Consider the following 20,069-nt stretch of genomic DNA (forward strand, 5'->3'; position numbering starts at 1 on the left):
GGTCACGCCAGGGACGCGCGACAGAGCATGAGGCACGGCATGGCTGATTGGACCGCCAACTCCAGTTTCGGCGCACTTAGCGCCACACGCGAACCCCGCATGTCCAGGGAGAGCGCCGCCCGCGCCACCGGGCCGCGCGGCGAGCGATTCGGTCCCCACCGTCCCGGTGAGGAGCCCCGTGCTTCGGCCCATGCGGCCTTGGCGGAATACAACGCCGGCGCCGGTGGTCCCTTGGCCAAGGCGCGGCTCGCAGTCTGGGCCGGGGGCGGCATCCTGTCGCTCGCTCTGGTCGCCGGGATCGGCGTCTGGGGCTACAAGCTCGTGCTCCGCGAAGTACTGGGCCTGCCCGTCGTCGCTGCCGAGGAAGGCCCGATGCGCGTCGTTCCCGCCGATCCGGGCGGCGAAGTGATGCCCTCCCAGGGTCTGGCAGTGAACGCGATTCCCGCGGCCGGAACCGCGGCGCCGCCGTCCGATGTGCTGATGCTGGCGCCGCCGACCCCCGGCCTCGCCGCCGAGGATCTCGAGGTCGTCCAGACCACCGCCGAAGCGGGCGAGGTCGTCGCGACGGATGCGCCGGTGACCGCCGGAGCCGCGTCGGCGGAACTGGCCCCCGTGACCACGATCACGCCCAGCGAGCGGCCCATGACCTCTGACGAGGTTCAGGCCTTCGCCGACCAGATCTCGGCCGCGTCGGCCGCAACCCCGGTCGAGCCAGCCGCCCCGGCGGATGCGGCGGCTCCCCAGGTGACCGTCATGGCCCCGCCGCCTGAAGCCGCCCCCACCGCGGCCGTCGCCCCCGCTGTCGAGGCCGCCAAGGCTCCGGCGGCCGATGCGCCGGTCGAGGTCGCGTCGGCCGCCATCACGGTCATCCCGGCCACGGTTCCCGGCGTTGCCTCGGCGGTCCTGCCGCCGGTCCGTCCGGCGCGCGCCGTCGTGGAAACGGCCAAGGCGGAGGTTCCGGCCGCAGCGCCTGCAACCGAAGCCGCAGCGCCTGCCGTGTCCGACGCGGTGGCCGCGGGCACCAACATGATCCAGCTCGGCGCCTACGATTCGGCCGAGATCGCGGCGTCCGAGTGGGAGCGGCTCCAGGGCCGGTTCGGTGAGTTCCTGGGCTCCAAGGAGCGCGTCATCCAGGAAGCCCAGAGCGGCGGGCGCACGTTCTTCCGCCTTCGGGCGACCGGGTTCGCCGACCACGCCGACGCCCGCCGGCTTTGTGCCGCCCTGACGGCCGAGGACGCGGACTGCATCCCGGTGGTGGCCGACTGATGACGATGGCCGCGATCCTGGGCGTCGAGGGACCAGCCCTCACGGACTGGGAGCGTGGCTTCCTGCGCGAATCGGACCCGTGGGGATTTATCCTGTTCGCGCGCAACATCGAAACGCCTGACCAGCTCCGCCGTCTGACGGCGGAGCTTCGGCATTCCGTCGGTCGCGACGCGCCGGTGCTGGTCGATCAGGAGGGCGGGCGCGTGCAGCGGATGCGGGCGCCGCACTGGCGCGAGTACCTGCCCGCGCTGGACCAGATGCGGCTGGCGACCGATCCGTTGCGGGCCCAGTGGGTGCGGAACCGGTTGATCGCGGCCGAACTCAACGACGTCGGGATCGACGTGAACTGCGCCCCTCTGGCGGATCTGGTGGAACCTGAGACCCATCCGGTTCTCCTCAATCGGCTCTACGGGTCGGACATCCCGACCGTGGTGGCTGCCGCGCGGACCTGTGCCGAGGCGTTCCTTGCCGGGGGCGTGCTGCCGGTGCTCAAGCACGTTCCAGGCTATGGGCGTGCGGTCGTGGACAGCCACAAGGCGTTGCCCCGGGTCGACGTGCCGCGCGATGAACTTGACGCCCGCGACTTCGCGCCGTTCCGGGAACTTCGCGACCTGCCCATCGGCATGACCGCCCACATCGTCTTCGAGTCCGTCGATCCGGACCGGCCCTGCACGACCTCGGCCCGGGCCATGCAGGTCATCCGCAAAGATATCGGCTTCGACGGCCTCCTGATGACCGATGACATCGGGATGGAAGCGCTCTCCGGAACGATGGCCGAGCGTGCGAGGGCCTCGCTCGCGGCCGGGGTCGATCTGGTGCTCCATTGCAAGGGCGACCGCCCGGGGATGGAGCAGGTCGCCAGCGCCACTCCCGCCCTGAGCGAGGCTGCGCGCATCCGGGCGGGACGCGCCCTGGCGCTTCGGCGACCTCCTGAGCCTGTGGATCTTCCCGCGCTGATCGAGGAGTTGGCCGACCTCGTGCCCGAGGGCGTCTGATGGACGGCGCCACACTGCCCGAGGCAGTCCCCTCCGCGCTCGTCGTAGATGTTGGAGGCTTCGAGGGGCCGCTGGACCTCCTCCTGACTTTGGCCCGCCAGCAGAAGGTGGACCTGCGCGAGATCAGCATCCTCGCCCTGGCGCAGCAGTACCTCGCCTTCATGGAACGGGCGGCCCGCCAGCGGATCGAGCTTGCGGCCGACTACCTCGTGATGGCCGCCTGGCTCGCCTACCTGAAGTCGCGCCTTCTCCTCCCCGATGATCCCGAGGACGATGAACCCGCTGAGGATCTGGCGCGAGAGCTGGCCTTCCGCCTCGCCCGGCTCGAGGCGTTCCGGTCGGCGGCAACCCGGCTCATGGAGCGGCCCCAGTTGGGGCGCGACATGTTTCCCAAGGGGTATGTGGAAACCACGCAGGAAACCCGGACCCTTCGCTTCACCGCAGGGCTCCACGACCTCCTGTCCGCCTACGCCCGCCTTCGGACGCGGGACGACTTCCGTCCTTTCGCGATGGACCGTGTCGGGGTCTACACGATGGAAGAGGCGCTGGAGCGCCTGCGGCCGCTGATCGGCGACTTTGCCGACTGGAGCGATCTTCGCGACTGGCTGCCCCCGGGCTGGAGCGAGGACGGTCGCCGTCGTCGCGCGGCGACCGCGGCGACCTTTGCGGCTGCCCTTGAACTCGTTCGCGAGGGGCTGGCCGATATACGGCAGAAGGAGGCCTTTGCCCCCATCCATCTGCGCGCCCGGTCCCCAACATGATGCCCAGCCCCGATCAGCAGGACCGCATGGTCGAGGCGATTCTTTTTGCCGCCCCCGAGCCCCTGAGCGTCTCACAGATCGCCGAGCGTCTGCCCTCTGGCAGCGATCCCCGTGCGGCCCTGGACCGGCTTCGCCGGCTGTACGAGGGCAGGGGAGTCCAACTGGTCCGGGCGGGCGGCCTTTGGGCGTTCCGGACGGCGCCGGATCTGGGCTTCCTGATGTCGAGGGACGTTGTCGAGCGCCGCAAGCTGTCCCGCGCGGGGATCGAGACCTTGGCCGTCGTGGCCTACCACGGCCCTGTCACCCGGACGGAGATCGAGGAGATCCGCGGCGTTTCCGTAAGCAAGGGGACCCTGGACCAGCTGGTCGAGATGGGGTGGGTCAAGCTCGGGCGGCGGCGGCCGACGCCGGGACGGCCGGCCACCTACGTGACGACGGACGCGTTCCTGGACCACTTCGGCCTGGAAAGCGCCGCCGATCTTCCGGGTCTGGCCGATCTCCGGGCGGCGGGGTTCCTGGGCGATCCCATGGTCCAGGACGACCTGCCCTTGCCCGAGCCCGAGGAGCCCTGACGCCGAGCAGGCGGCTGCGGGGGGAGACCTTCGACCCTAGGCCTCGGCAAAGTGCTTGGACAGCTTCAGCCCCTGGCCCTGGTAGTTCGAGGCGATGCCCCGGCCGTAGAGTTGGTCGGGAACCTCGGCCATCCGCTCATAGATGAGGCGTCCGACGACCTGTCCATGTTCCAGCGCAAAGGGGGCCTCGTGGCAGCGGACCTCCAGGACCCCGCGCGACCCGGTTCCTGCCGGTCCATAGCCGAAGCCCGGGTCGAAGAAGCCCGCGTAATGGACGCGGAACTCCCCCACCATTGCAAGGTAGGGCGCCATCTCGGCCGCGTGGTCAGGGGGAATCGTCACCGCCTCCCGGCTCATGAGGATGTAGAAGGCGCCGGGGTCGAGAATGATGCGCCCGTTCTCGCCCCGGATCTCCTCCCAGAACTCGTGGGGCGCGTAGTGGCCGATGCGATCGAGGTCGATGACGCCGGTGTGCGGCTTGGCGCGCCAGCCCACGCGGGAGGCCCCCGAAAGGTCCACCGAAAAGGCCAGACCTTCGTCGATCACTCCGGCGGCGTCCTGAACGAGCGGCACCTGATCATGGAGTGCCCGCAGGTCTTCGTCCGACAGGACGGCAGCGCCCTGCCTCAGCCGCAACTGATTCAGTCGCATGCCGGGCCGCACCAGGACGGAAAAGGATCGCGGACAGATCTCGGCCCAGAGGGGGCCGTGGTAGCCGGCCGGGATGTGATCGAACTCGACCCCGCCGTCGCAGATCGTACGGGTGAGGAGGTCGAGACGCCCTGTCGACGACTTGGCGTTCGCCACGGCCTCGATGCCGGAAGGAAGGCTCAACCGTTCCATCAGGGGCACGAGGTAAACGCAGCCCTTCTCCAGCACCGCGCCACCCGACAGATCGAATCGGTGCATCTCGAATGTGGCGAGCCTGTCCGCGATCGTGCGACCATGCCCGGCAAGAAAGGAGGCCCGCACCCGCACGGCGAACTGGCCCAACCGCAAATCGAGCGATGCCGGCTGCACCTGCCCGGGTCCGATCTCAAGATCGGCGGAGATGACGCCCTGGGCCATCAATGCCCGAAGCCTCTGGCTCGGCAGGACTCCCACGCAATCCCCTCCCTCATGGCGATCGGGAGGACACTGGTCCGCGACCCGCAAGTCAAGGGACCGTGCCACAGGACAGCGCCGGGTGTTGCCTTCGAAGCGGGGCTGGTCGCATTGCAGCCCCGTGCATAAAAGATGAACCGGCGTCTAACGAGGGACGCGTCGAGAGGCGGCAACTGTCGCGATCGACCCGGATGTGCAACGTCGACTGCGCGCTTCGTTCGCGAAAACAGAAGGACTGACTAGGTCGATCCAATACCCTGGCGTCTCGGGCATCCCATGGATGCCGACCTGGATGACTCGGCTTTTCAGACCTATCTCTGGGAGGAGGTTTATGGTCGGGCTAGCAGGACTTGAACCTGCGACCTCCCGCCCCCCAGACGGACGCGCTACCAGACTGCGCTATAGCCCGACATGGGGGCCTTCTGACCGATTCACGCAGCGGGGGCAAGAGGGTTCGGCTATCTTATTCCACTTGACCCAGGGTGCCCTGGCGCAGGTCCCGCAGGCGGGCCACCAAGGGTGCCAGGCGGGCGGCGCGATCCCGCAGCCGGTCCAGGTCCGCCCGGGAGAGTGCGGCCCGCAGACGGCTGACGCAGTCCTCGGTAACCTCGCCGGGGGCCGGTGCCGGGGTTGCTGCCAGAGCCGCCCCAGGAAGCATCCCGGTTTGCGGAGCCGGGGCGTCATCCGCGATGTCGTCATCCTCCGGCTCGTCCGAGAGCACCGCCAGTTGCGGCGCCTCGTCCATGTCGGCGGCGTCGGATCCGGCGTTCCGCCAGGGCCCCACGATCACGGCATCAGGATTGTCGTCCGGCAGGTCCTCGGCCATCTCTCCTTCCCAGGGGAGGGCGGACAAGCCGGCCACATAGCGGGGCCCCCGCTCGCGCAGAAGCTTCTGCACGCCGCGGATGGTCATCCCCTGTTCGTGGAGAAGAACCTTGATGCCGCCCAGCAGCGCGATGTCATCCGGACGGTAGTAGCGCCGCCCGCCCGCCCGCTTGACGGGCTTGATCTGCGGGAACTTGGATTCCCAGAACCGAAGCACATGCGCCGGAGTTTCGAGGAAGGCCGCAACCTCGCTGATCGTGCGAAAGGCGTCCGGGGATTTCACCACCGGCTTAGCTCCGGTTGCCATGGGCGATGCGGTCCTTCATGAGATGGGAGGAACGGAAGCTCAGCACGCGGCGGGGGTGGATCGGAACCTCTTCGCCGGTCTTGGGATTGCGGCCGACGCGGGCAGCCTTCTCCCGCACCGAAAAGGTCCCGAAGGACGAGATCTTGACCGTCTCCCCCCGCACCAGCGCATCGGAAATATGGGTCAGGACTGCCTCGACCAGGGCGGCGCTGTCGTTGCGCGACAGACCCACCTCCTGATGGACCGCATCGGCCAAGTCCATACGCGTCAAGGTCTTATCCGACATTTCTTGCCCCCGCCCAATGTGTCGCCCAGATTAGGCTAGGGGACTCCCGGGGTCAATCGCGCGTCCGTGAGGTCAAGTTCACCATCTAAGGACAACGGAGCCCCAGGCGAGCCCGCCGCCGATCGCCTCCATGACCAGGAGGTCGCCCCGTTTGATCTGGCCCCGCCCCACGCCGACCGAAAGGGCGAGCGGGATCGAGGCGGCGGAGGTGTTGCCATGGTCCTGCACGGTCACCACGACCCGCTCCATCGGGACGCCCATCTTCTGGGCGGTCGCCTTGATGATGCGAAGATTGGCTTGGTGCGGCACGATCCAGTCCACGTCCGCGCCGCTCAGCCCCGCCTGTTCGAGCGCGGCCTCGGCCGTCTGGGCCAGCTTCGCCACAGCGTGGCGGAAAACCTCGCGCCCTTCCATCTTCAGCACGCCCGGCGCGCCCGTCGAGATGCCGCCATCGACGTAAAGCAGATCCTTGAAGCTTCCGTCCGAGTGCAGGTCGGTGGCCAGGATGCCCCGGTCGCGGGCGGACCCATCCCCCTCCTCGATCTCTAGGAGCATGGCGCCAGCGCCATCCCCGAAGAGCACGCAGGTCGTCCGGTCGGTCCAGTCCAGGATCTTCGAGAAGGTCTCGGCCCCGATGACGAGCACGCGTTTGGCTTGTCCGGCCAGCATCAGCGCGTTGGCGGTGGTGAGCGCGTACACGAAGCCCGCGCACACGGCCTGCACATCGAAGGCAAAGCCGCCGGTCATTCCAATGGCCTTCTGGACCATGGTGGCGGCCGAAGGAAAGGTCAGGTCAGGCGTGGAGGTGGCAACGATGATGGCATCCACGTCGCCGGGTTCGCGCCCGGCCATGGCCAGGGCCGCAAGCGCGGCGCGTGCACCCATGTCCGAGGTGGTCTGCCCCGGGGCGGCGAAATGCCGCCGTTCTATGCCGGTCCGCTCGCGGATCCATTCATCCGTGGTGTCGAGGGTGGCCTCGAACTCGGAATTCGGCACCAGCCGGTCGGGCAGATAGTGCCCGACACCCGTCACGGTCGCCCTGATCGTCATCTATGCTACCGCTCCTCCGGCGCCTCGGCGCCGCGGGCGGGAGTTGATCCCCCGTCCTCCGAGGCCCCATCCTGAGCGAGCGCGACCGCCGACGCAACCCGCGCCGCGAGCCGCCCCGCGAATCCAGCCGTGCCCAGTTTGTGCGCCAATCCCAGGGCCGCCGCCACGCCGGTCGCGTCGGCGGAGCCATGGCTCTTGATCACCGTTCCGTTCAGGCCCAGGAACACGCCCCCGTTCACGCGCCGCGGATCGATCCGGCGCCGGAAATCCTCGAGCGAGGACTTGGACAGGAGGCCCCCGATCTTGCTCACGAGCGTCCGGCCGAAAGCTTCGCGAAGCAGCCCCGAGATCAGCGTGGCCGTCCCCTCGCCGGTCTTGAGGGCGACGTTTCCCGTAAAGCCGTCCGTCACGATCACGTCGACCCGGTCGGAGGGAATGTCCCCGCCTTCGACGAAGCCCACGAAGTCGAACTCGCCCCGCTCGGTCGCGCCGGCGATCAGCTCCTGCGCGTCCTTGAGTTCCTGCCGGCCCTTGTGCTCCTCGGTCCCGACATTCAGGAGCCCCACCCTCGGCCGCCGAATGCCAAGGCCTTGACGCGCGTAGGAGGTCCCCATCAAGGCATAGAGCAGCAGGTCCTCGGCGTCGGCGCGGATATCCGCCCCCACGTCGAGCATGACGTTGAACCCGGCCGGGCTCCGCGAGGGCCAAAGGCATGCGATGGCAGGACGGTTCACCCCCGGCAACTTGCGAAGGCGCAACATGGACACTGCCATCAGCGCCCCGGTGTTGCCGCAGGACACGATCGCCTGGGCGGCACCATCCCGGACCGCCTCGACGGCGGACCACATGGACGTGTCCTTGCCGTTGCGCATGACCTGCGACGGCTTATCGGTCATGGCGACTGCCTCGGGGGCGTGCACGACCTCCACGCGAGAGCCAAGGTCCCTGACCAGGGGATTCAGAATCCCTTCGGGTCCATGGAGCAGAACCCGGGCGTCCGGCTGCCTGTCCAAGAACCGCGACAACCCAGCGACCACGACCTCGGGTCCCTTGTCCCCGCCCATCGCGTCCAACGAAATGACCGAACCGCCGGCGCGCGGCGGTTCGGTCCCGCTGGACGGACGAAGGTCGGTCATCGCGGGTCAGGAAGCGGGCGCTTAGGCCGCGTCCTCGTCGAGGTCGACCGTGTTCGCCAGGGCGACGACCTCGCGCGAGTCGTAGTGGCCGCAGGACGGGCAGACATGGTGCGGGCGCTTCAGCTCGCCGCAGTTCGAGCATTCGTTGGGGTTCGCGGCGACCACGAAATCATGCGCGCGGCGCATGTTGCGGCGGGACTTGGAGACTTTGTTCTGCGGGACGGCCATGTCACAACCTCGGCGTTCTGGCAGGGCACATGGCCCAAGGTGATCGTTGAGCGAAAGCTCGCGTTTCCGGGGGCGGCAATAATGCCTCCCCGCCGGAATGTCGAGCCTCGGCGGAAGGCCGCGAACATAGCGGATTCCGCACGGTCCGCAACCCTTTCGGCGCTATTCCTTGGGTTTCAGCACGTCCCTGAGGCCCGAGAACGGCTTGGCCCGTTCCTCGGTCAGGGGCTGCGCGTCCGGCTCGGTCACGACGACCTCGCCCAACTCGACGCCTGAGGCCCGTGGATAGGGGGGCAGCGCCAGCGCCAAGGCCTCCACCATGACCTCCACGAGGTCGAGAGCCTGCGGCAGCGGCTCGGCGGTGTCATCCTCGGGCATCTCGGATTCGCCCATGTCCGGCTCGTCCATGTTTGCCAGGTAACGGCGCTGGACAGGCTCGTCGATGCGGCTCGAAACCGGCTCGAGCGTCACCACGCATTCCTGGACGACGGTCGCACCGAGCTGACCCTCCAGTTGCCAGTCCTGCCGGCCCTGCGGGACGAGCTGCCCTTCGAACCGCAGCTTCTTCACCCCAAGGATGTCGAGGTGTCGGGCGATCCGGGCCCGCTCCTCGGCTTCGGGGCTCAGGGTGAACCGAATCGACTGGCGATGGCCGGATTCGGCCAGGCGGATGATGTGGCGGGGAAGGGGAGTGGGGTCGCTCACGGGCGCATCCTTTCTTGAAGGGGCTCGCACCATGCCCTAAGCCGCGATATGAGGCGTCTAAAGGCAAGGCAAGGGGGCATCGATGCGGAGGAGTTTGGCCGGCGCCGTGATGGTGGCGCTCCTGCTGCAGGCCTGCTCGCCCCTGATCCGGTATCATGGGTATGTGCCGACCGAGACGACCCTGTCGGCTTTGACGGTGGGGGTCGACACCAGGGACAGCGTCATCGCGGCGGTTGGGCGGCCCACCACGACAGGTCTCGTGGGGGACGATACGCTCTACTACGTCCAAAGCCGGTTCGAGCAGTTCGGGGCGCGGGCCCCGCAGGAGGTGGACCGGCAGGTCCTTGCCATCTCCTTTGCGCCGAACGGGACGCTCGGCAACATCGAGCGGTTCGGGTTGGAGCAGGGGCGGGTCGTGCCGCTGTCGCGTCGCGTCACGTCCGGGATCTTCGCCGACCGCACCTTCATCAACCAGATCCTTGGAAACCTGGGCCGCTTCGATTCGGGAACGCTGCTCGGCGGGGACGAGTAGCAGGACCGCCTGGCCGCGGCCCCTGGACCCAAGGAGGGCGGACCTTCCTGGCCCGCCCGTCCTGTCCCCAATCCGCCGCCGGACCAAGCCTCTGTGCCGCGCGAAACCGGGTGGGGCGGACCGGAATGGTCGGTCAGCCCTGGTCGGGTTCGAAGGTCAATGCCGCTCCATTGATGCAGTAGCGCAGTCCGGTGGGATTCGGCCCGTCCGGGAAGACATGCCCGAGGTGGGACGCGCAACGGTTGCAGTGCACCTCCGTCCGTACCATCCCGTGCGAACGGTCCACGGTTTCCCCGACGGCCTCCTCGGTCGCGGGCTCGTAGAAGGACGGCCACCCCGAGCCGCTCTCGAACTTGGTGTCCGAATCGAACAGCGGCTGGCCACAGGCGGCGCAGTGGAAGATGCCGGACGCTTTCGGGAAGCTGTCATGGCTGAAGGGCCGCTCGGTCCCGTGCTGCCGCATGATGCGGTAGGCCTCGGGCGAGAGCTCCTCGCGCCATTCGGCATCAGTCTTCGTGATTTTGTCCATCGGGGTTCTCGGTCCTTTCGCAACTCGGTACCGATGTAGGAACTGGGCGAGGGCGGGCCAAGCCCGGCGAATCTGGAATGAACGGCGATGACGACCCCGCTGCGCCCCGGACCGGCGACGCCGGCGCGCTACCGAGCCAAGCTGGCGTCCCTGCCGCAGCAGATCATGCTGGCCGAGGCCTTGCACCATCTGTGCCGGGTCGCCATGCGGGGCCGGTTCGCGCGTCAGGCCACCCCGGAGGACAGCCGGGACCCGGACTGGACGCATGTTCTCATCGAAGATGCCGACGAGGCGCTGGCCGGATGCTTCCGTCTCCGGCAGATCGGCCCCGATCCGGCCCGGTCCCGCGCCACGTTGTCGTACGATCTCGGCCAGTTCCTGTCGAGCGACGGCCCGGTTGCCGAGATGGCCGGCTTCTGTGTCCATCCCGACGCGGCCGAATCCGACGTGCTGGGCGTGGCCTGGGCCGCCCTGATGGCACTGCTCGACCGCATGGAGGCGAGGCTCTTGGTCGGCCTGTGTTCGTTCGAAGGGACGGACCCCCAGCCGCATCGCCATCCCTTTGCCCTGCTGCGGGCGTCGCACGTGGCTCCCGAGGGCCAGTGCCCTCCGCCTCTCGCAGCCGAATCTATTCGCCTCGAGGCGCTGGAGGGCCGCCCGGACCGGGTCGCGGGGCTCAGGGGGCTGCCCCCGGTCCTGCGAGGCTTGCTCGGCCATGGCGGTTGCGTGGCGGACCGTGCGGTCGTGAACCGGGCTGCGGGCACGCTCGATCTGCTGGCGATGCTGGATCCGGCGCGGATACCGCCGCCTCGTCGGCACGCGCTCCGCGCCAGGGCGCCGCACCTTGGTTGACGCGGTGGCCTGCGCCCCATAGGTCGCGGCCATGGCGCGCGCACCTCTTCTCCAGCTTTCCGACATTTCCCTCACCTTCGGCGGAGACCCTGTCTTCGACGGCCTTTCCCTGGCCGTGCAGGAGGGGGATCGCATCGCCCTCGTGGGCCGAAACGGCTCGGGCAAGTCGACCCTCATGAAGGTGATGGCCGGCATCGTCGAGGCGGATCGCGGGCTCCGCGCCACCGCCCCGGGCACCCGCGTCGGCTACATGGAGCAGGATCCGGACCTGTCGGGCTTTGCCACGCTGGGCGACTACGCCAGTGCCGGGCTGGCCCCCGGAGAGGAGTATCGGGTCGCGATGGCGGCCGAGGGGCTGGGCTTCGACCCCGCGCGCGACACCGCCAAGGCCTCGGGGGGGGAGCGCCGCCGCGCCGCCCTCGCGCGGTTGATGGCCGAGGCGCCCGAACTCATGCTCCTGGACGAGCCCACGAACCACCTCGATATCGCGGCCATCGAGTGGCTGGAGCGCCAGCTCGCCGAGACGCGGTCGGCCTATGTCCTCATCTCGCACGACCGGGCCGTCCTGCGGAACCTGACCCGGGGCACGCTCTGGATCGACCGGGGGGAGGTGCGGCGGCAGGACCGTGGGTTCCAGGACTTCGAATCCTGGCGGGACAAGGTCTGGGAGGACGAGGACCTCGCCCGGCACAAGCTCGACCAGAAGATCAAGGTCGAGGCCAAATGGGCGGTCGAGGGGATCTCGGCCCGGCGCAAGCGCAACATGGGCCGGGTGCGTGCTCTCGAGACCATGCGTGACGAGCGGCGCAACCAGATCCGCCGGCAGGGAACGGCCGCCTTTGCCATGGAGTCGGGTCCGGTCAGCGGCAAGCGGGTCATACTGGCCAAGGGCCTCACCAAGGGATTCGGCGACCGCGCGATCGTCAGGAACCTCGATCTGACGGTCCAGCGCGGCGACCGGCTGGCCATCGTGGGACCGAACGGCGCAGGCAAGACCACGCTGGTGAAGCTCCTCCTGGGGCAGCTCGATCCCGACCAGGGCAGCGTGACCCTTGGGACGAACCTGGAGGTCGCGGTACTGGACCAGACCCGCTCGACCCTCGACCCGGAGATGACGCTCTGGGACGCGCTGGCCTCCGATCCGGACCTCAAGGCGGGGCGGTCGGATCAGGTGATGGTGCGCGGCGCGCCCAAGCACGTCGTGGCCTACCTCAAGGACTTCCTGTTCCAGGAGGCCCAGGCCCGTGCCCCCATCAAGTCCCTGTCCGGCGGCGAGAAGGCCCGCCTGCTGCTGGCCCGGATCATGGCCAAGCCCTCGAACCTGCTGGTGCTCGACGAGCCGACGAACGACCTCGACATCGAGACGCTCGACCTCCTGCAGGAGGTGCTAGGCGACTATGATGGCACCGTGCTCCTCGTCAGCCATGACCGCGACTTCCTCGACCGCGTGGCGACCCTGACGATCGCCATGGAAGGCGACGGACGCGTCACTCCTTATGCGGGCGGATGGACGGACATGATGGCCCAGCGCGGCGGTGAGCCCCTGGGCCTCCGGACGACCGCGGTCGAGCCTTCGCCCCCGGTCTCCCGTCCGGCCGAGCGTGCCGTGCCGGCGGCTGCGCCCCGCAAGTCCGGCCTCAGCTTCACGGAGAAGCATCGGCTCGACATGCTCCCGGCCGAGATCGACCGCCTCGCGGCCGAGATCGCGAAGCTGTCGACGCTTCTGGCCGATCCCGACCTGTTCGTCCGCGAGCCAGTGAAGTTCCGGAAGGCGACCGAGATGATGACCGACCGGCAGGCGGCGCTCGACGCCGCCGAGGAGGAATGGCTCCTGCTGGCCGAGAAGGCCGAAGGCTGACCCCTAGAACCAGTTCCAGTCGAGATCGCCCCGCAGGTCGTCCAGATCGGTCACGCCGAGCACGGTCAGCACGCGGCTTTCATCCAACTCGAACACGGCGTTTCCGCCGACGATGCGACCGTGGCTCATCAGGCTGGTGATGGACGGGGCCTCGGTCGTGGGCCAAAGCTCCGCGCTGAGGACGATCCGGTCGATGCCCTTTTCGAAGTCCGCCACGATGGCGTGGCCACCCTGGAGGAGAAACCGGTCGGCGCCGCTGCCGCCGTAGAGCAGGTCACGTCCCGAGCCGCCGAAGATCCGGTCGTTGCCGCTGCCGCCCCAGATGGTGTCGTTGCCCCATTCGCCCATGAGGCGGTCGTTGCCGTCGCCGCCCCATAGGGTGTCGGCGCCGCGTCCGGCCCCGATGCGGTCGTTCCCCCCAAGACCCCGGAGCGTGTTCGCGCCCTTGTTGCCCAGGAGGGTGTTGGCCTGACCATTGCCGTTGCCTGCGATGTCCGCGGTCCCGACGAGAGTCAGGCGCTCGAGACGGTCGTTCAGACTGAAGTCGACGTAGCTCAGGACCGTGTCGATGCCATCATCCGGGGCTTCGGAGATGATGTCCTTTGCACTGTCGACGACATACTTGTCGTTCCCGGTTCCCCCGACCATCCTGTCCGCCCCAAGGCCGCCGTCCAGGACGTCGTTGCCGTCCATGCCGCTCAGGTGGTCGTTGCCCGCCTCGCCGGAGAGATAATTCCGGCGCTCGTTCCCGGTGATGCGGTTGTCCGAGTCGTTGCCCCTGCCCGAGACGGCGCGGCTGCCCGTCGTCAGGACGAGGTTTTCAAGGTTGGGATCCAGAATGACGCCGACGGTGGCGACGACATTGTCGATGCCGGCGCCGGCGGCCTCGATGATATCCACTCCGTAGGAGGTCACGGCATACTGGTCGTCGCCCGTTCCACCTTCAAGCCGGTCGCCAATGTCCTCCCCGGTCAGGTGATCGTTGCCGCCCATCCCGATCAGGTGATCGATTCCGCCACGTCCGACGAGGGTGTTGGCGAAATCCGTCCCGAGGATCCAGTTATCCTCCCGGTTGCCGGTTCCTTGGACGGCCGCGCCCACGAGCCGAAGCTCCTCGATGTAGTCGCTCAGTGTCCAGTCGAGCGGTGACAGGACCACGTCCCGATCTCCGGAACCATTATCCCAGACCACGTCGCCGGCCTGGTCGACGATATACAGGTCCGACCCGGGCCCCCCGTTCAGGCTGTCCGCCCCCGCCCCGCCGTCGAGCGTGTCGGCCCCCCATCCGCCCTCAAGGCTGTCGTGCCCCGAGCCACCGAACAGTGTGTCGCGGCCCGAGTCGCCCCGGGCCGTGCCGCCGTTGTCGCCCAGGGTGATGGTATCGTTGCCGTCACCGCCCCCGAGGTTCGACATCTCGCCGCCCAAGAGGATGTCGTCCCCCTTTCCGGCGTTGAAGAGGATCTGTTCGAAGCCGGTCACGACGCCCGCGACGGGCCGCAGGTCGACCACATCGTTCGCGTCGGACCCGGACAGCCAAAGCGTATCGCTGCCCGCGCCGCCGTCGGCCCTGTCCTCCGGGCTCCAGTCATCGAACTGCACGGTATCGTTGCCGTCGCCCGCTGCGACGGTGTCATGCCCGGAGCCGGCGTCGATCCTGTCCGCCCCACCCTGGCCCGACAGGCTGTCGTCCCCTGACCCACCGTTCAGGACGTCACGTCCGTTGGAGCCGATCAGCGTATCACGCCCCGTGTTGCCGCTGGCTGTTCCGCCGCCGGCCAGGAGCGTCAGCGTGTCATGTCCCACCGCTCCGATCAGGGTGCCGGCCCCGCTGAGGATGTCGTCGCCCGCCTCGCCCACGGCATAGAGCACGGCGCTGGCGTTGCCCTCGATCCGGTCATTTCCGGCTCCGGTGTGAACCGCGTTGGCGTGCCCCCATTCGCTACGGGATCCCCATTCCAGGATTAGCACGTCGTTCCCGGACCCCGTCGCCAAGGTGAGGCCCTCGATGTTCCAGGCAATGGTGTGACCGTTCCAGCTGAGATTGCCTTCCCGGAACTCCAGGTTCGTCGGGGTCTTGATGACTTTGACGACAGTCAGGAAGTCCTTGCCGGCCCGGCCGTCGATGCTGTCTGTGGCATCCATATCTCCGAGGACGATCTGATCGGTCCAGTTGCCGCCGACCACGGTGTCCGACCCTGTTCCAGCGTCCAGGATATTGGGCCAGGTCGAGCCGTGCAGAGTGTCATTGCCGTCGCCCCCATAGAGAGAGGTGTTCCCAAACCCTCCGATCAGCGTGTCGTTGCCTGTGTCGCCGAATAGCGTAGCCCGCTGCCCGTCTCTGTTGTCGGCAAAGATCCAATCGTCCCCGGCGCCACCCTCCATATAGCCCGAACCGCCGCCGCCTTTGATCCGGTCGTTTCCATCGCCCCCAAACAGGTAACTGCGCCCTACTCCGCCCAGGATCGAGTCGTCGCCGCCAATGCCATTGATCTGGGAACTGTCGATGCCCACCAGCACGTCGGCCTGGTCCGTGCCAAGAACAAACTCCATCGCAGCCTCTCTATCCAGGATCGATCCGCCAGCCCGGTTCGGGGTTGCGCATCCGCTCACGATGTCGTGACAGTCGGCTGGGTCATGCTCAAGATGTCAGCCGCGCGACAGTGCTTTTCCGTGAAGGCTATTCCTGAGGGTTCTGTCGCCTGTCTCGCGGACCCTTGCGCCGGTGGTCCGGCCCGAGGCGACCCGCAGTCCTGGCCGTTTCCCCTGGGCCGCTTGCGGATGACCAAAGGGGCATGCTCCCGGGCATGACTTCGCAAAAAGCAGAAGGCCCCGGAACATCCGTTCCGAGGCCCTCCATCCGTTCAGGGGCTGTCGCTCTCAGCCGTCGAAATCGACTTCTTCCATGATCCGGAGCGCCGCCGCGCGGTGGCCCGCAACCTCGTTCAGGTCGATCGTGTCCGGGTTCAACGCGCCCCAGGATGCCACGAGGTCCGGCAGTTCCGCGCCGGGCAGGACCGGGTATTCGTGGTTCTCCTCGGCGTAGATCGTTTGCGCCTCGGGCGAGACCAGGAACTCCATGAACTGCAGGGCTTCGTCCTTGTCCGGCGCGGCCTTGGTCATGGCGATGCCGGACACGTTGATATGCGTGCCGCCGTCCTCGAAGCGCGGGAAGTCGAGCCGGACCGAGTTGGCCCATTCCGCCTGCTCGGGATCCTCGAGCATCTGCCCCATGTAGTAGGTGTTCCCGAGCGAGATGTCGCATTCGCCAGCCCAGATCGCGCGAACCTGGGCCGTGTCGTTGCCCTGCGGCTTGCGGGCCAGATTGTCCTTGAGCCCCTGCGCCCATTGCTTGGCGTAGTCCTCACCGTGATGGGCGATGATCGCGGACAGCAGAGCGAGATTGTAGTTGTGGACGCCCGAACGCGTGCAGATGCGGCCCTTCCACTTGGGATCGGCGAGGTCTTCGTAGGTCGTCACCTCGCCCGGGGCGACGCGGTCCTTGGCGGCGTAGACGATCCGCGCGCGTTCGGTCAGGGCGAACCAGAGCCCCTCGGGGCTGCGGAAGCCCGCCGGAATGGCCTGTTCCAGCGCCTCGCTCTGGACCGGCTGGGTCACGCCGGCGTCCACGATCTGCTCGAGGTTGCCGATGTCCACGGTCATCACGAGGTCGGCGGGCGAGCGCGCGCCCTCGGCCACCAGCCGTTCCACGAGGCCCTCCTCGACGAAGGCCAGGTTGACCAGGATGCCGGTCTTTTCCGTGAACGCGTCCACCACGGGTTGGATCAGCTCGGGCTGCCGGGTCGTGTAGACGTTCACATCCGCGAGGGCCGGGACAGCGGCGCCGCTCGCCACGGTGGCGAGAAGGAGGGTGCGGAGGGTCATCATGGCTCCATCGGTCTGGTCGTCGTCAGCGGCTTAAACCGGACCCCACCAGTCCGGTCAAGGCTTTCCGACGAATTCACTCAGGCTTTATCGGCTCCGGACGGGCGCCGTTTGTCCGCCGCCCGGACTTCGTCCCAGATCGCATCCATCTCCTCCAGCGTGCTGTCGGACGGGGTTTTTCCCAAGGCCGAGAGGCGGTCCTCGATCGCGGCGAACCGTCGCTCGAACTTTGCGTTGGCGCGCCGCAAGGCGGCCTCCGGATCCACGCCAAGGTGCCGTGCGAGGTTGGCGCAGACGAACAGGAGGTCCCCCACCTCTTCCTCCCGGGCGTCGGGGGTCGCCGCGTCGGCGACTTCCCGGGCCTCCTCCGCCACCTTGTCGAGCACCGGAGCGATGTCGGGCCAGTCGAAGCCCACGCGCGCCGCCCGGTTCTGCAGCTTCTCGGCCCGCTTCAGCGCGGGAAGCGCCAGGGCGACGCCGTCCAGGGTCCGCCCGCCGCGTTCGCGCGCCTTCTGGGCTTCCCAGGCGACGGTCTGCTCGTCGGAGGTGCGGGTTCCGGCGTCGCCGAAGACGTGGGGATGGCGCTTGACCATCTTGTCCGAAATCGCCTGCGCCACGTCCGCGAAGTCGAACAGGCCTGCCTCCTCGGCGATGCGGGCGTGGAAGACGGCCTGGAGAAGCAGGTCTCCCAGCTCACCCTTGAGGCCTGGCCAGTCCTCCTTCTGGATGGCATCCGCGACTTCGTAGGCTTCCTCGATCGTGTAGGGCGCGATCGTCGCGAAGGTCTGCTCCACGTCCCAGGCGCAGCCGGTCTGCGGGTCGCGGAGGCGGGCCATGATGGCAAGGAGGCGGGTGACTTCGGCGTCTGGCGTGGGCATTGCGGAGGACCCCAAGGCAAGGCTAGCAATCTCCGACGCCATCACACGGCTCGAGCCACGGAGTCCACCCATGCCTGTCGTGAACCGCATCGCCGCCTTTGCGGAGGACATGGCCGCGTGGCGCCATGCCATCCATCGCCGTCCGGAACTGGGCTTCGATTGCCACGAGACGGCGGCCTTCGTCGTCGCGCGCCTGAGGGAGTTCGGCGTGGACGAGATCCACGAGGGCATCGCCACCTCGGGCGTGGTCGCGCTGATCCGGGGCCGCGCGCCCGGCGGTGCCATCGGCCTGCGGGCCGACATGGACGCGCTGCCGATGGACGAGATCACGGGCGCGCCCTACGCGTCGGAGGTCCCGGGGCGGATGCACGCCTGCGGCCACGACGGCCACACGGCCATGCTGCTGGGGGCGGCCCGCTACCTGGCCGAGACGCGCAACTTCGCCGGGACGGCCGTGCTCCTCTTCCAGCCGGCCGAGGAGTTGGGCGGCGGCGGGGCGGAGATGGTCCGCGCGGGGGTGCTGGACCGCTTTGGCGTGGAGCAGGTCTTTGCCATGCACATCGCTCCGGGCGTCCCGTTGGGCGAGTTCGCGACCACCCCCGGGCCGATCATGGCGGCGGTGGATGACTTTTCGATCACCCTTCGCGGGAAGGGCGGTCATGCCGCGTATCCGCATGACGCGCTCGACCCGATCCCCGCGGCCGGTGCGCTGGTGCAGGCGCTCCAGACCATCGCGAGCCGCAACGTCGACCCGATGAAGCAGGTCGTGGTCTCGGTCACGCAGATCCACGCCGGCAGCGCCTTCAACGTCATTCCCGAAGAGGCCGTGATCACCGGCACGATCCGAAGCTATGACAAGTCGGTCCATGCCCTCGCGCATCGGCGGCTGGACGAGATCGTCCAAGGCCATGCGGCGGCCTTCGGGCTGAACGCCGAGATCACCATCCTCCCCGGCTATCCCGCCACCATCAACGACGAGGACAGGACCGCCTTCGCCGCCGAGGTGGCGCGGGAGGTCGCGGTGCGGGTGGATGAGCGCATGGTGCCCGAGATGGGGGCGGAAGACTTCTCCTACATGCTCGAGGCCCGGCCCGGAGCCTTCCTGATGCTTGGCAACGGCGGCACGCCGATGTGCCACCACCCCGCCTTCGATTTCGACGATCGCGCCGCGCCGGTGGGCGCCAGCTACTTTGCCCGCCTGGTCGAGCGGGCCCTTCCACTGACGGAGTGACTGATGGGACTTGAGGATGCCAAGACGCAGGTGGACCGGGCGTTCACCGGCGAGGGCAGGGGACTGGCCTTCGAGAATGCGTTCGGCGGCGCGACGTCGTTCCTGCGGCGGCGCTATTCCAAGGACGTGGCCGGGGCCGATCTGGCCATCCTGGGCGTGCCCTTCGACCAGGCCGTGACGCATCGTCCGGGGTCCCGGTTCGGGCCGCGGGCCATCCGCGAGGCGTCCACGCTGCAGCCCTATGACCCGCCCTATGGCTGGCCCTTCGACCCGCTGTCCGAGATGACGGTGGTGGACAGCGGCGACCTCGCCTTCGACTACGCTAAGACTTCGGAGTTTCCCGGCACCTTGACGGCTCGGGTCCGCGAGATCCTGGCCCAGGGGGCGGGGACCGTCACCCTCGGGGGGGACCACTTCATCACGTTGCCGATCCTGCGGGCCTATGCGGAACGGTTCGGTCCCCTAGCCGTGGTGCAGTTCGACGCCCATTCCGACCTGTGGGCCGACGATGACATGGACCGGATCGACCATGGCACGTTCCTCTACAAGGCCGTGAAGCTTGGGCTCATCGACCCCGACCGTTCGGTGCAGATCGGGATCCGGACCGTGACCGAGGACCGGCTTGGCGTGCCCATGATCGACGCCCGCGCCGTCCATGAGGAAGGGCCCGACGCCGTGGCCGAACAGGTCCGCCGCATCGTCGGGGATGCGCCGACCTACGTCACCTTCGACATCGACGCTCTCGATCCTGCCTTCGCGCCCGGCACCGGGACTCCGGTCTGGGGGGGGCTGCAAAGCTGGCAGGCGGCGGCGATCCTGCGGGGCTTGGCCGGGCTGCGGGTCGTCGGGGGCGACGTGGTGGAGGTCTCTCCGCCTTACGACAACACCGGAGCGACGGCGATCGCCGGAGCGCACGTGGCGACCGAGATCATGTGCCTTTACGGCTGGCATAGGCTGGGCAAGTAGTCCGCCCACGGTCCTTGCGTCACAGGGTCCAGTCGGAAAGCGGCCGGGCCGAGGCGCCAGCCCGGATCGAAGCGGACCAGGACGGGCCGGAGCGATGCGCCCCGGC

General features: G+C 68.4%; 20 protein-coding genes and 1 tRNA gene. 9 read left to right on the forward strand and 12 right to left on the reverse strand.

What is annotated here, in order from left to right; all coding sequences use genetic code 11:
- The first annotated feature begins 39 nt into the window (after positions 1 to 39).
- Genes J3P31_RS06375 through scpB form a run of 4 tightly spaced genes read left to right on the forward strand, consistent with a single transcriptional unit; the run spans position 40 to position 3,594 of the window.
- Positions 40 to 1,266, forward strand: coding sequence for an SPOR domain-containing protein (locus J3P31_RS06375; RefSeq protein WP_210527570.1), 1,227 nt, complete (start codon positions 40 to 42; stop codon positions 1,264 to 1,266).
- A complete protein-coding gene (locus J3P31_RS06380) occupies positions 1,266 to 2,261 on the forward strand; it encodes a glycoside hydrolase family 3 N-terminal domain-containing protein (protein ID WP_210527571.1) in 996 nt (331 codons plus the stop codon). The genes J3P31_RS06375 and J3P31_RS06380 overlap by 1 nt, the downstream gene beginning before the upstream one ends.
- A complete protein-coding gene (locus J3P31_RS06385) occupies positions 2,261 to 3,022 on the forward strand; it encodes a segregation and condensation protein A (RefSeq protein ID WP_210527572.1) in 762 nt (253 codons plus the stop codon). The genes J3P31_RS06380 and J3P31_RS06385 overlap by 1 nt, the downstream gene beginning before the upstream one ends.
- A complete protein-coding gene (gene scpB, locus J3P31_RS06390; protein ID WP_210527573.1) occupies positions 3,019 to 3,594 on the forward strand; it encodes an SMC-Scp complex subunit ScpB in 576 nt (191 codons plus the stop codon). The genes J3P31_RS06385 and scpB overlap by 4 nt, the downstream gene beginning before the upstream one ends.
- A gap of 36 nt (positions 3,595 to 3,630) precedes the next feature.
- On the opposite strand, the gene J3P31_RS06395 is transcribed toward scpB, so the two are convergent.
- The 8 genes from J3P31_RS06395 to J3P31_RS06430 all read right to left on the reverse strand — a co-directional run bounded on the left by J3P31_RS06395 (position 3,631) and on the right by J3P31_RS06430 (position 9,235).
- Positions 3,631 to 4,698: a 2'-deoxycytidine 5'-triphosphate deaminase gene (locus J3P31_RS06395; protein WP_368373027.1), complete on the reverse strand. Its 1,068-nt coding sequence runs from the start codon at positions 4,696 to 4,698 to the stop codon at positions 3,631 to 3,633.
- Between the two features lie 332 nt (positions 4,699 to 5,030).
- Positions 5,031 to 5,107: transfer RNA gene (locus J3P31_RS06400), tRNA-Pro, on the reverse strand.
- A 54-nt stretch (positions 5,108 to 5,161) separates the two neighbouring features.
- The gene (locus J3P31_RS06405) at positions 5,162 to 5,830 is read right to left on the reverse strand and encodes a MerR family transcriptional regulator (RefSeq protein WP_210527574.1); all 669 of its coding nucleotides are present in this window, start codon (positions 5,828 to 5,830) and stop codon (positions 5,162 to 5,164) included.
- Positions 5,814 to 6,116 (reverse strand): integration host factor subunit alpha, encoded by a 303-nt coding sequence (gene ihfA / locus J3P31_RS06410; RefSeq protein ID WP_210527575.1) that lies wholly within the window; start codon positions 6,114 to 6,116, stop codon positions 5,814 to 5,816. The genes J3P31_RS06405 and ihfA overlap by 17 nt, the downstream gene beginning before the upstream one ends.
- Positions 6,117 to 6,194: 78 nt before the next feature.
- Positions 6,195 to 7,166, reverse strand: coding sequence for a beta-ketoacyl-ACP synthase III (locus J3P31_RS06415; RefSeq protein WP_210527576.1), 972 nt, complete (start codon positions 7,164 to 7,166; stop codon positions 6,195 to 6,197).
- 5 nt (positions 7,167 to 7,171) lie between these two features.
- The gene (gene plsX, locus J3P31_RS06420; protein ID WP_210527577.1) at positions 7,172 to 8,302 is read right to left on the reverse strand and encodes a phosphate acyltransferase PlsX; all 1,131 of its coding nucleotides are present in this window, start codon (positions 8,300 to 8,302) and stop codon (positions 7,172 to 7,174) included.
- Positions 8,303 to 8,323: 21 nt separating this feature from the next.
- Positions 8,324 to 8,530, reverse strand: coding sequence for a 50S ribosomal protein L32 (rpmF, locus tag J3P31_RS06425; RefSeq protein WP_210527579.1), 207 nt, complete (start codon positions 8,528 to 8,530; stop codon positions 8,324 to 8,326).
- A 162-nt stretch (positions 8,531 to 8,692) separates the two neighbouring features.
- The gene (locus J3P31_RS06430; protein ID WP_368373028.1) at positions 8,693 to 9,235 is read right to left on the reverse strand and encodes a YceD family protein; all 543 of its coding nucleotides are present in this window, start codon (positions 9,233 to 9,235) and stop codon (positions 8,693 to 8,695) included.
- A gap of 82 nt (positions 9,236 to 9,317) precedes the next feature.
- On the opposite strand from J3P31_RS06430, the gene J3P31_RS06435 reads away from it, so the two are divergent.
- Positions 9,318 to 9,767 carry an outer membrane protein assembly factor BamE gene (locus J3P31_RS06435; RefSeq protein ID WP_210527582.1) on the forward strand — a complete coding sequence of 150 codons (450 nt, stop codon included), beginning with the start codon at positions 9,318 to 9,320 and terminating at the stop codon, positions 9,765 to 9,767.
- Between the two features lie 133 nt (positions 9,768 to 9,900).
- Here J3P31_RS06435 and msrB read toward each other — a convergent pair whose 3' ends face one another.
- Complete coding sequence (gene msrB / locus J3P31_RS06440; protein WP_210527583.1) at positions 9,901 to 10,296, reverse strand: peptide-methionine (R)-S-oxide reductase MsrB; 396 nt, start codon at positions 10,294 to 10,296, stop codon at positions 9,901 to 9,903.
- An 87-nt stretch (positions 10,297 to 10,383) separates the two neighbouring features.
- On the opposite strand from msrB, the gene J3P31_RS06445 reads away from it, so the two are divergent.
- Together J3P31_RS06445 and J3P31_RS06450 are read left to right on the forward strand one after the other, a co-directional pair.
- Positions 10,384 to 11,148, forward strand: a complete 765-nt coding sequence (locus tag J3P31_RS06445; protein WP_210527584.1) for a GNAT family N-acyltransferase — start codon at positions 10,384 to 10,386, stop codon at positions 11,146 to 11,148.
- Positions 11,149 to 11,179: 31 nt separating this feature from the next.
- On the forward strand, positions 11,180 to 13,006 hold the full coding sequence (locus tag J3P31_RS06450; RefSeq protein ID WP_210527585.1) for an ABC-F family ATP-binding cassette domain-containing protein: 1,827 nt from the start codon (positions 11,180 to 11,182) through the stop codon (positions 13,004 to 13,006).
- A gap of 3 nt (positions 13,007 to 13,009) precedes the next feature.
- On the opposite strand, the gene J3P31_RS06455 is transcribed toward J3P31_RS06450, so the two are convergent.
- From J3P31_RS06455 to mazG, 3 genes are all read right to left on the reverse strand, one after another.
- Positions 13,010 to 15,556: a calcium-binding protein gene (locus J3P31_RS06455; RefSeq protein WP_210527587.1), complete on the reverse strand. Its 2,547-nt coding sequence runs from the start codon at positions 15,554 to 15,556 to the stop codon at positions 13,010 to 13,012.
- Between the two features lie 327 nt (positions 15,557 to 15,883).
- A complete protein-coding gene (locus tag J3P31_RS06460; RefSeq protein ID WP_210527588.1) occupies positions 15,884 to 16,888 on the reverse strand; it encodes a Fe(3+) ABC transporter substrate-binding protein in 1,005 nt (334 codons plus the stop codon).
- Between the two features lie 80 nt (positions 16,889 to 16,968).
- Positions 16,969 to 17,766, reverse strand: coding sequence for a nucleoside triphosphate pyrophosphohydrolase (gene mazG, locus J3P31_RS06465; RefSeq protein ID WP_210527589.1), 798 nt, complete (start codon positions 17,764 to 17,766; stop codon positions 16,969 to 16,971).
- A 70-nt stretch (positions 17,767 to 17,836) separates the two neighbouring features.
- Here mazG and J3P31_RS06470 point away from each other — a divergent pair, with 70 nt between their 5' ends.
- Together J3P31_RS06470 and speB are read left to right on the forward strand one after the other, a co-directional pair.
- Positions 17,837 to 18,997 (forward strand): M20 aminoacylase family protein, encoded by a 1,161-nt coding sequence (locus J3P31_RS06470; protein WP_210527590.1) that lies wholly within the window; start codon positions 17,837 to 17,839, stop codon positions 18,995 to 18,997.
- A gap of 3 nt (positions 18,998 to 19,000) precedes the next feature.
- Complete coding sequence (speB, locus tag J3P31_RS06475; protein ID WP_210527591.1) at positions 19,001 to 19,963, forward strand: agmatinase; 963 nt, start codon at positions 19,001 to 19,003, stop codon at positions 19,961 to 19,963.
- Positions 19,964 to 20,069: the final 106 nt, after the last annotated feature.

It is taken from the genome of Rubellimicrobium arenae, assembly GCF_017916275.1.
Taxonomy (GTDB): domain Bacteria; phylum Pseudomonadota; class Alphaproteobacteria; order Rhodobacterales; family Rhodobacteraceae; genus Rubellimicrobium; species Rubellimicrobium arenae.

Coding starts and splice junctions, on each gene's coding strand:
- J3P31_RS06375 (WP_210527570.1), top strand. CDS start 40: ATGGCTGATTGGACCGCCAACTCCAGTTTCGGCGCACTTAGCGCCACA.
- J3P31_RS06415 (WP_210527576.1), bottom strand. CDS start 7,166: ATGACGATCAGGGCGACCGTGACGGGTGTCGGGCACTATCTGCCCGAC.
- plsX (WP_210527577.1), bottom strand. CDS start 8,302: ATGACCGACCTTCGTCCGTCCAGCGGGACCGAACCGCCGCGCGCCGGC.
- speB (WP_210527591.1), top strand. CDS start 19,001: ATGGGACTTGAGGATGCCAAGACGCAGGTGGACCGGGCGTTCACCGGC.
- mazG (WP_210527589.1), bottom strand. CDS start 17,766: ATGCCCACGCCAGACGCCGAAGTCACCCGCCTCCTTGCCATCATGGCC.
- J3P31_RS06455 (WP_210527587.1), bottom strand. CDS start 15,556: ATGGAGTTTGTTCTTGGCACGGACCAGGCCGACGTGCTGGTGGGCATC.
- J3P31_RS06380 (WP_210527571.1), top strand. CDS start 1,266: ATGACGATGGCCGCGATCCTGGGCGTCGAGGGACCAGCCCTCACGGAC.
- scpB (WP_210527573.1), top strand. CDS start 3,019: ATGATGCCCAGCCCCGATCAGCAGGACCGCATGGTCGAGGCGATTCTT.
- J3P31_RS06445 (WP_210527584.1), top strand. CDS start 10,384: ATGACGACCCCGCTGCGCCCCGGACCGGCGACGCCGGCGCGCTACCGA.
- J3P31_RS06385 (WP_210527572.1), top strand. CDS start 2,261: ATGGACGGCGCCACACTGCCCGAGGCAGTCCCCTCCGCGCTCGTCGTA.
- ihfA (WP_210527575.1), bottom strand. CDS start 6,116: ATGTCGGATAAGACCTTGACGCGTATGGACTTGGCCGATGCGGTCCAT.
- J3P31_RS06460 (WP_210527588.1), bottom strand. CDS start 16,888: ATGACCCTCCGCACCCTCCTTCTCGCCACCGTGGCGAGCGGCGCCGCT.
- rpmF (WP_210527579.1), bottom strand. CDS start 8,530: ATGGCCGTCCCGCAGAACAAAGTCTCCAAGTCCCGCCGCAACATGCGC.
- J3P31_RS06470 (WP_210527590.1), top strand. CDS start 17,837: ATGCCTGTCGTGAACCGCATCGCCGCCTTTGCGGAGGACATGGCCGCG.
- J3P31_RS06405 (WP_210527574.1), bottom strand. CDS start 5,830: ATGGCAACCGGAGCTAAGCCGGTGGTGAAATCCCCGGACGCCTTTCGC.
- msrB (WP_210527583.1), bottom strand. CDS start 10,296: ATGGACAAAATCACGAAGACTGATGCCGAATGGCGCGAGGAGCTCTCG.
- J3P31_RS06435 (WP_210527582.1), top strand. CDS start 9,318: ATGCGGAGGAGTTTGGCCGGCGCCGTGATGGTGGCGCTCCTGCTGCAG.
- J3P31_RS06450 (WP_210527585.1), top strand. CDS start 11,180: ATGGCGCGCGCACCTCTTCTCCAGCTTTCCGACATTTCCCTCACCTTC.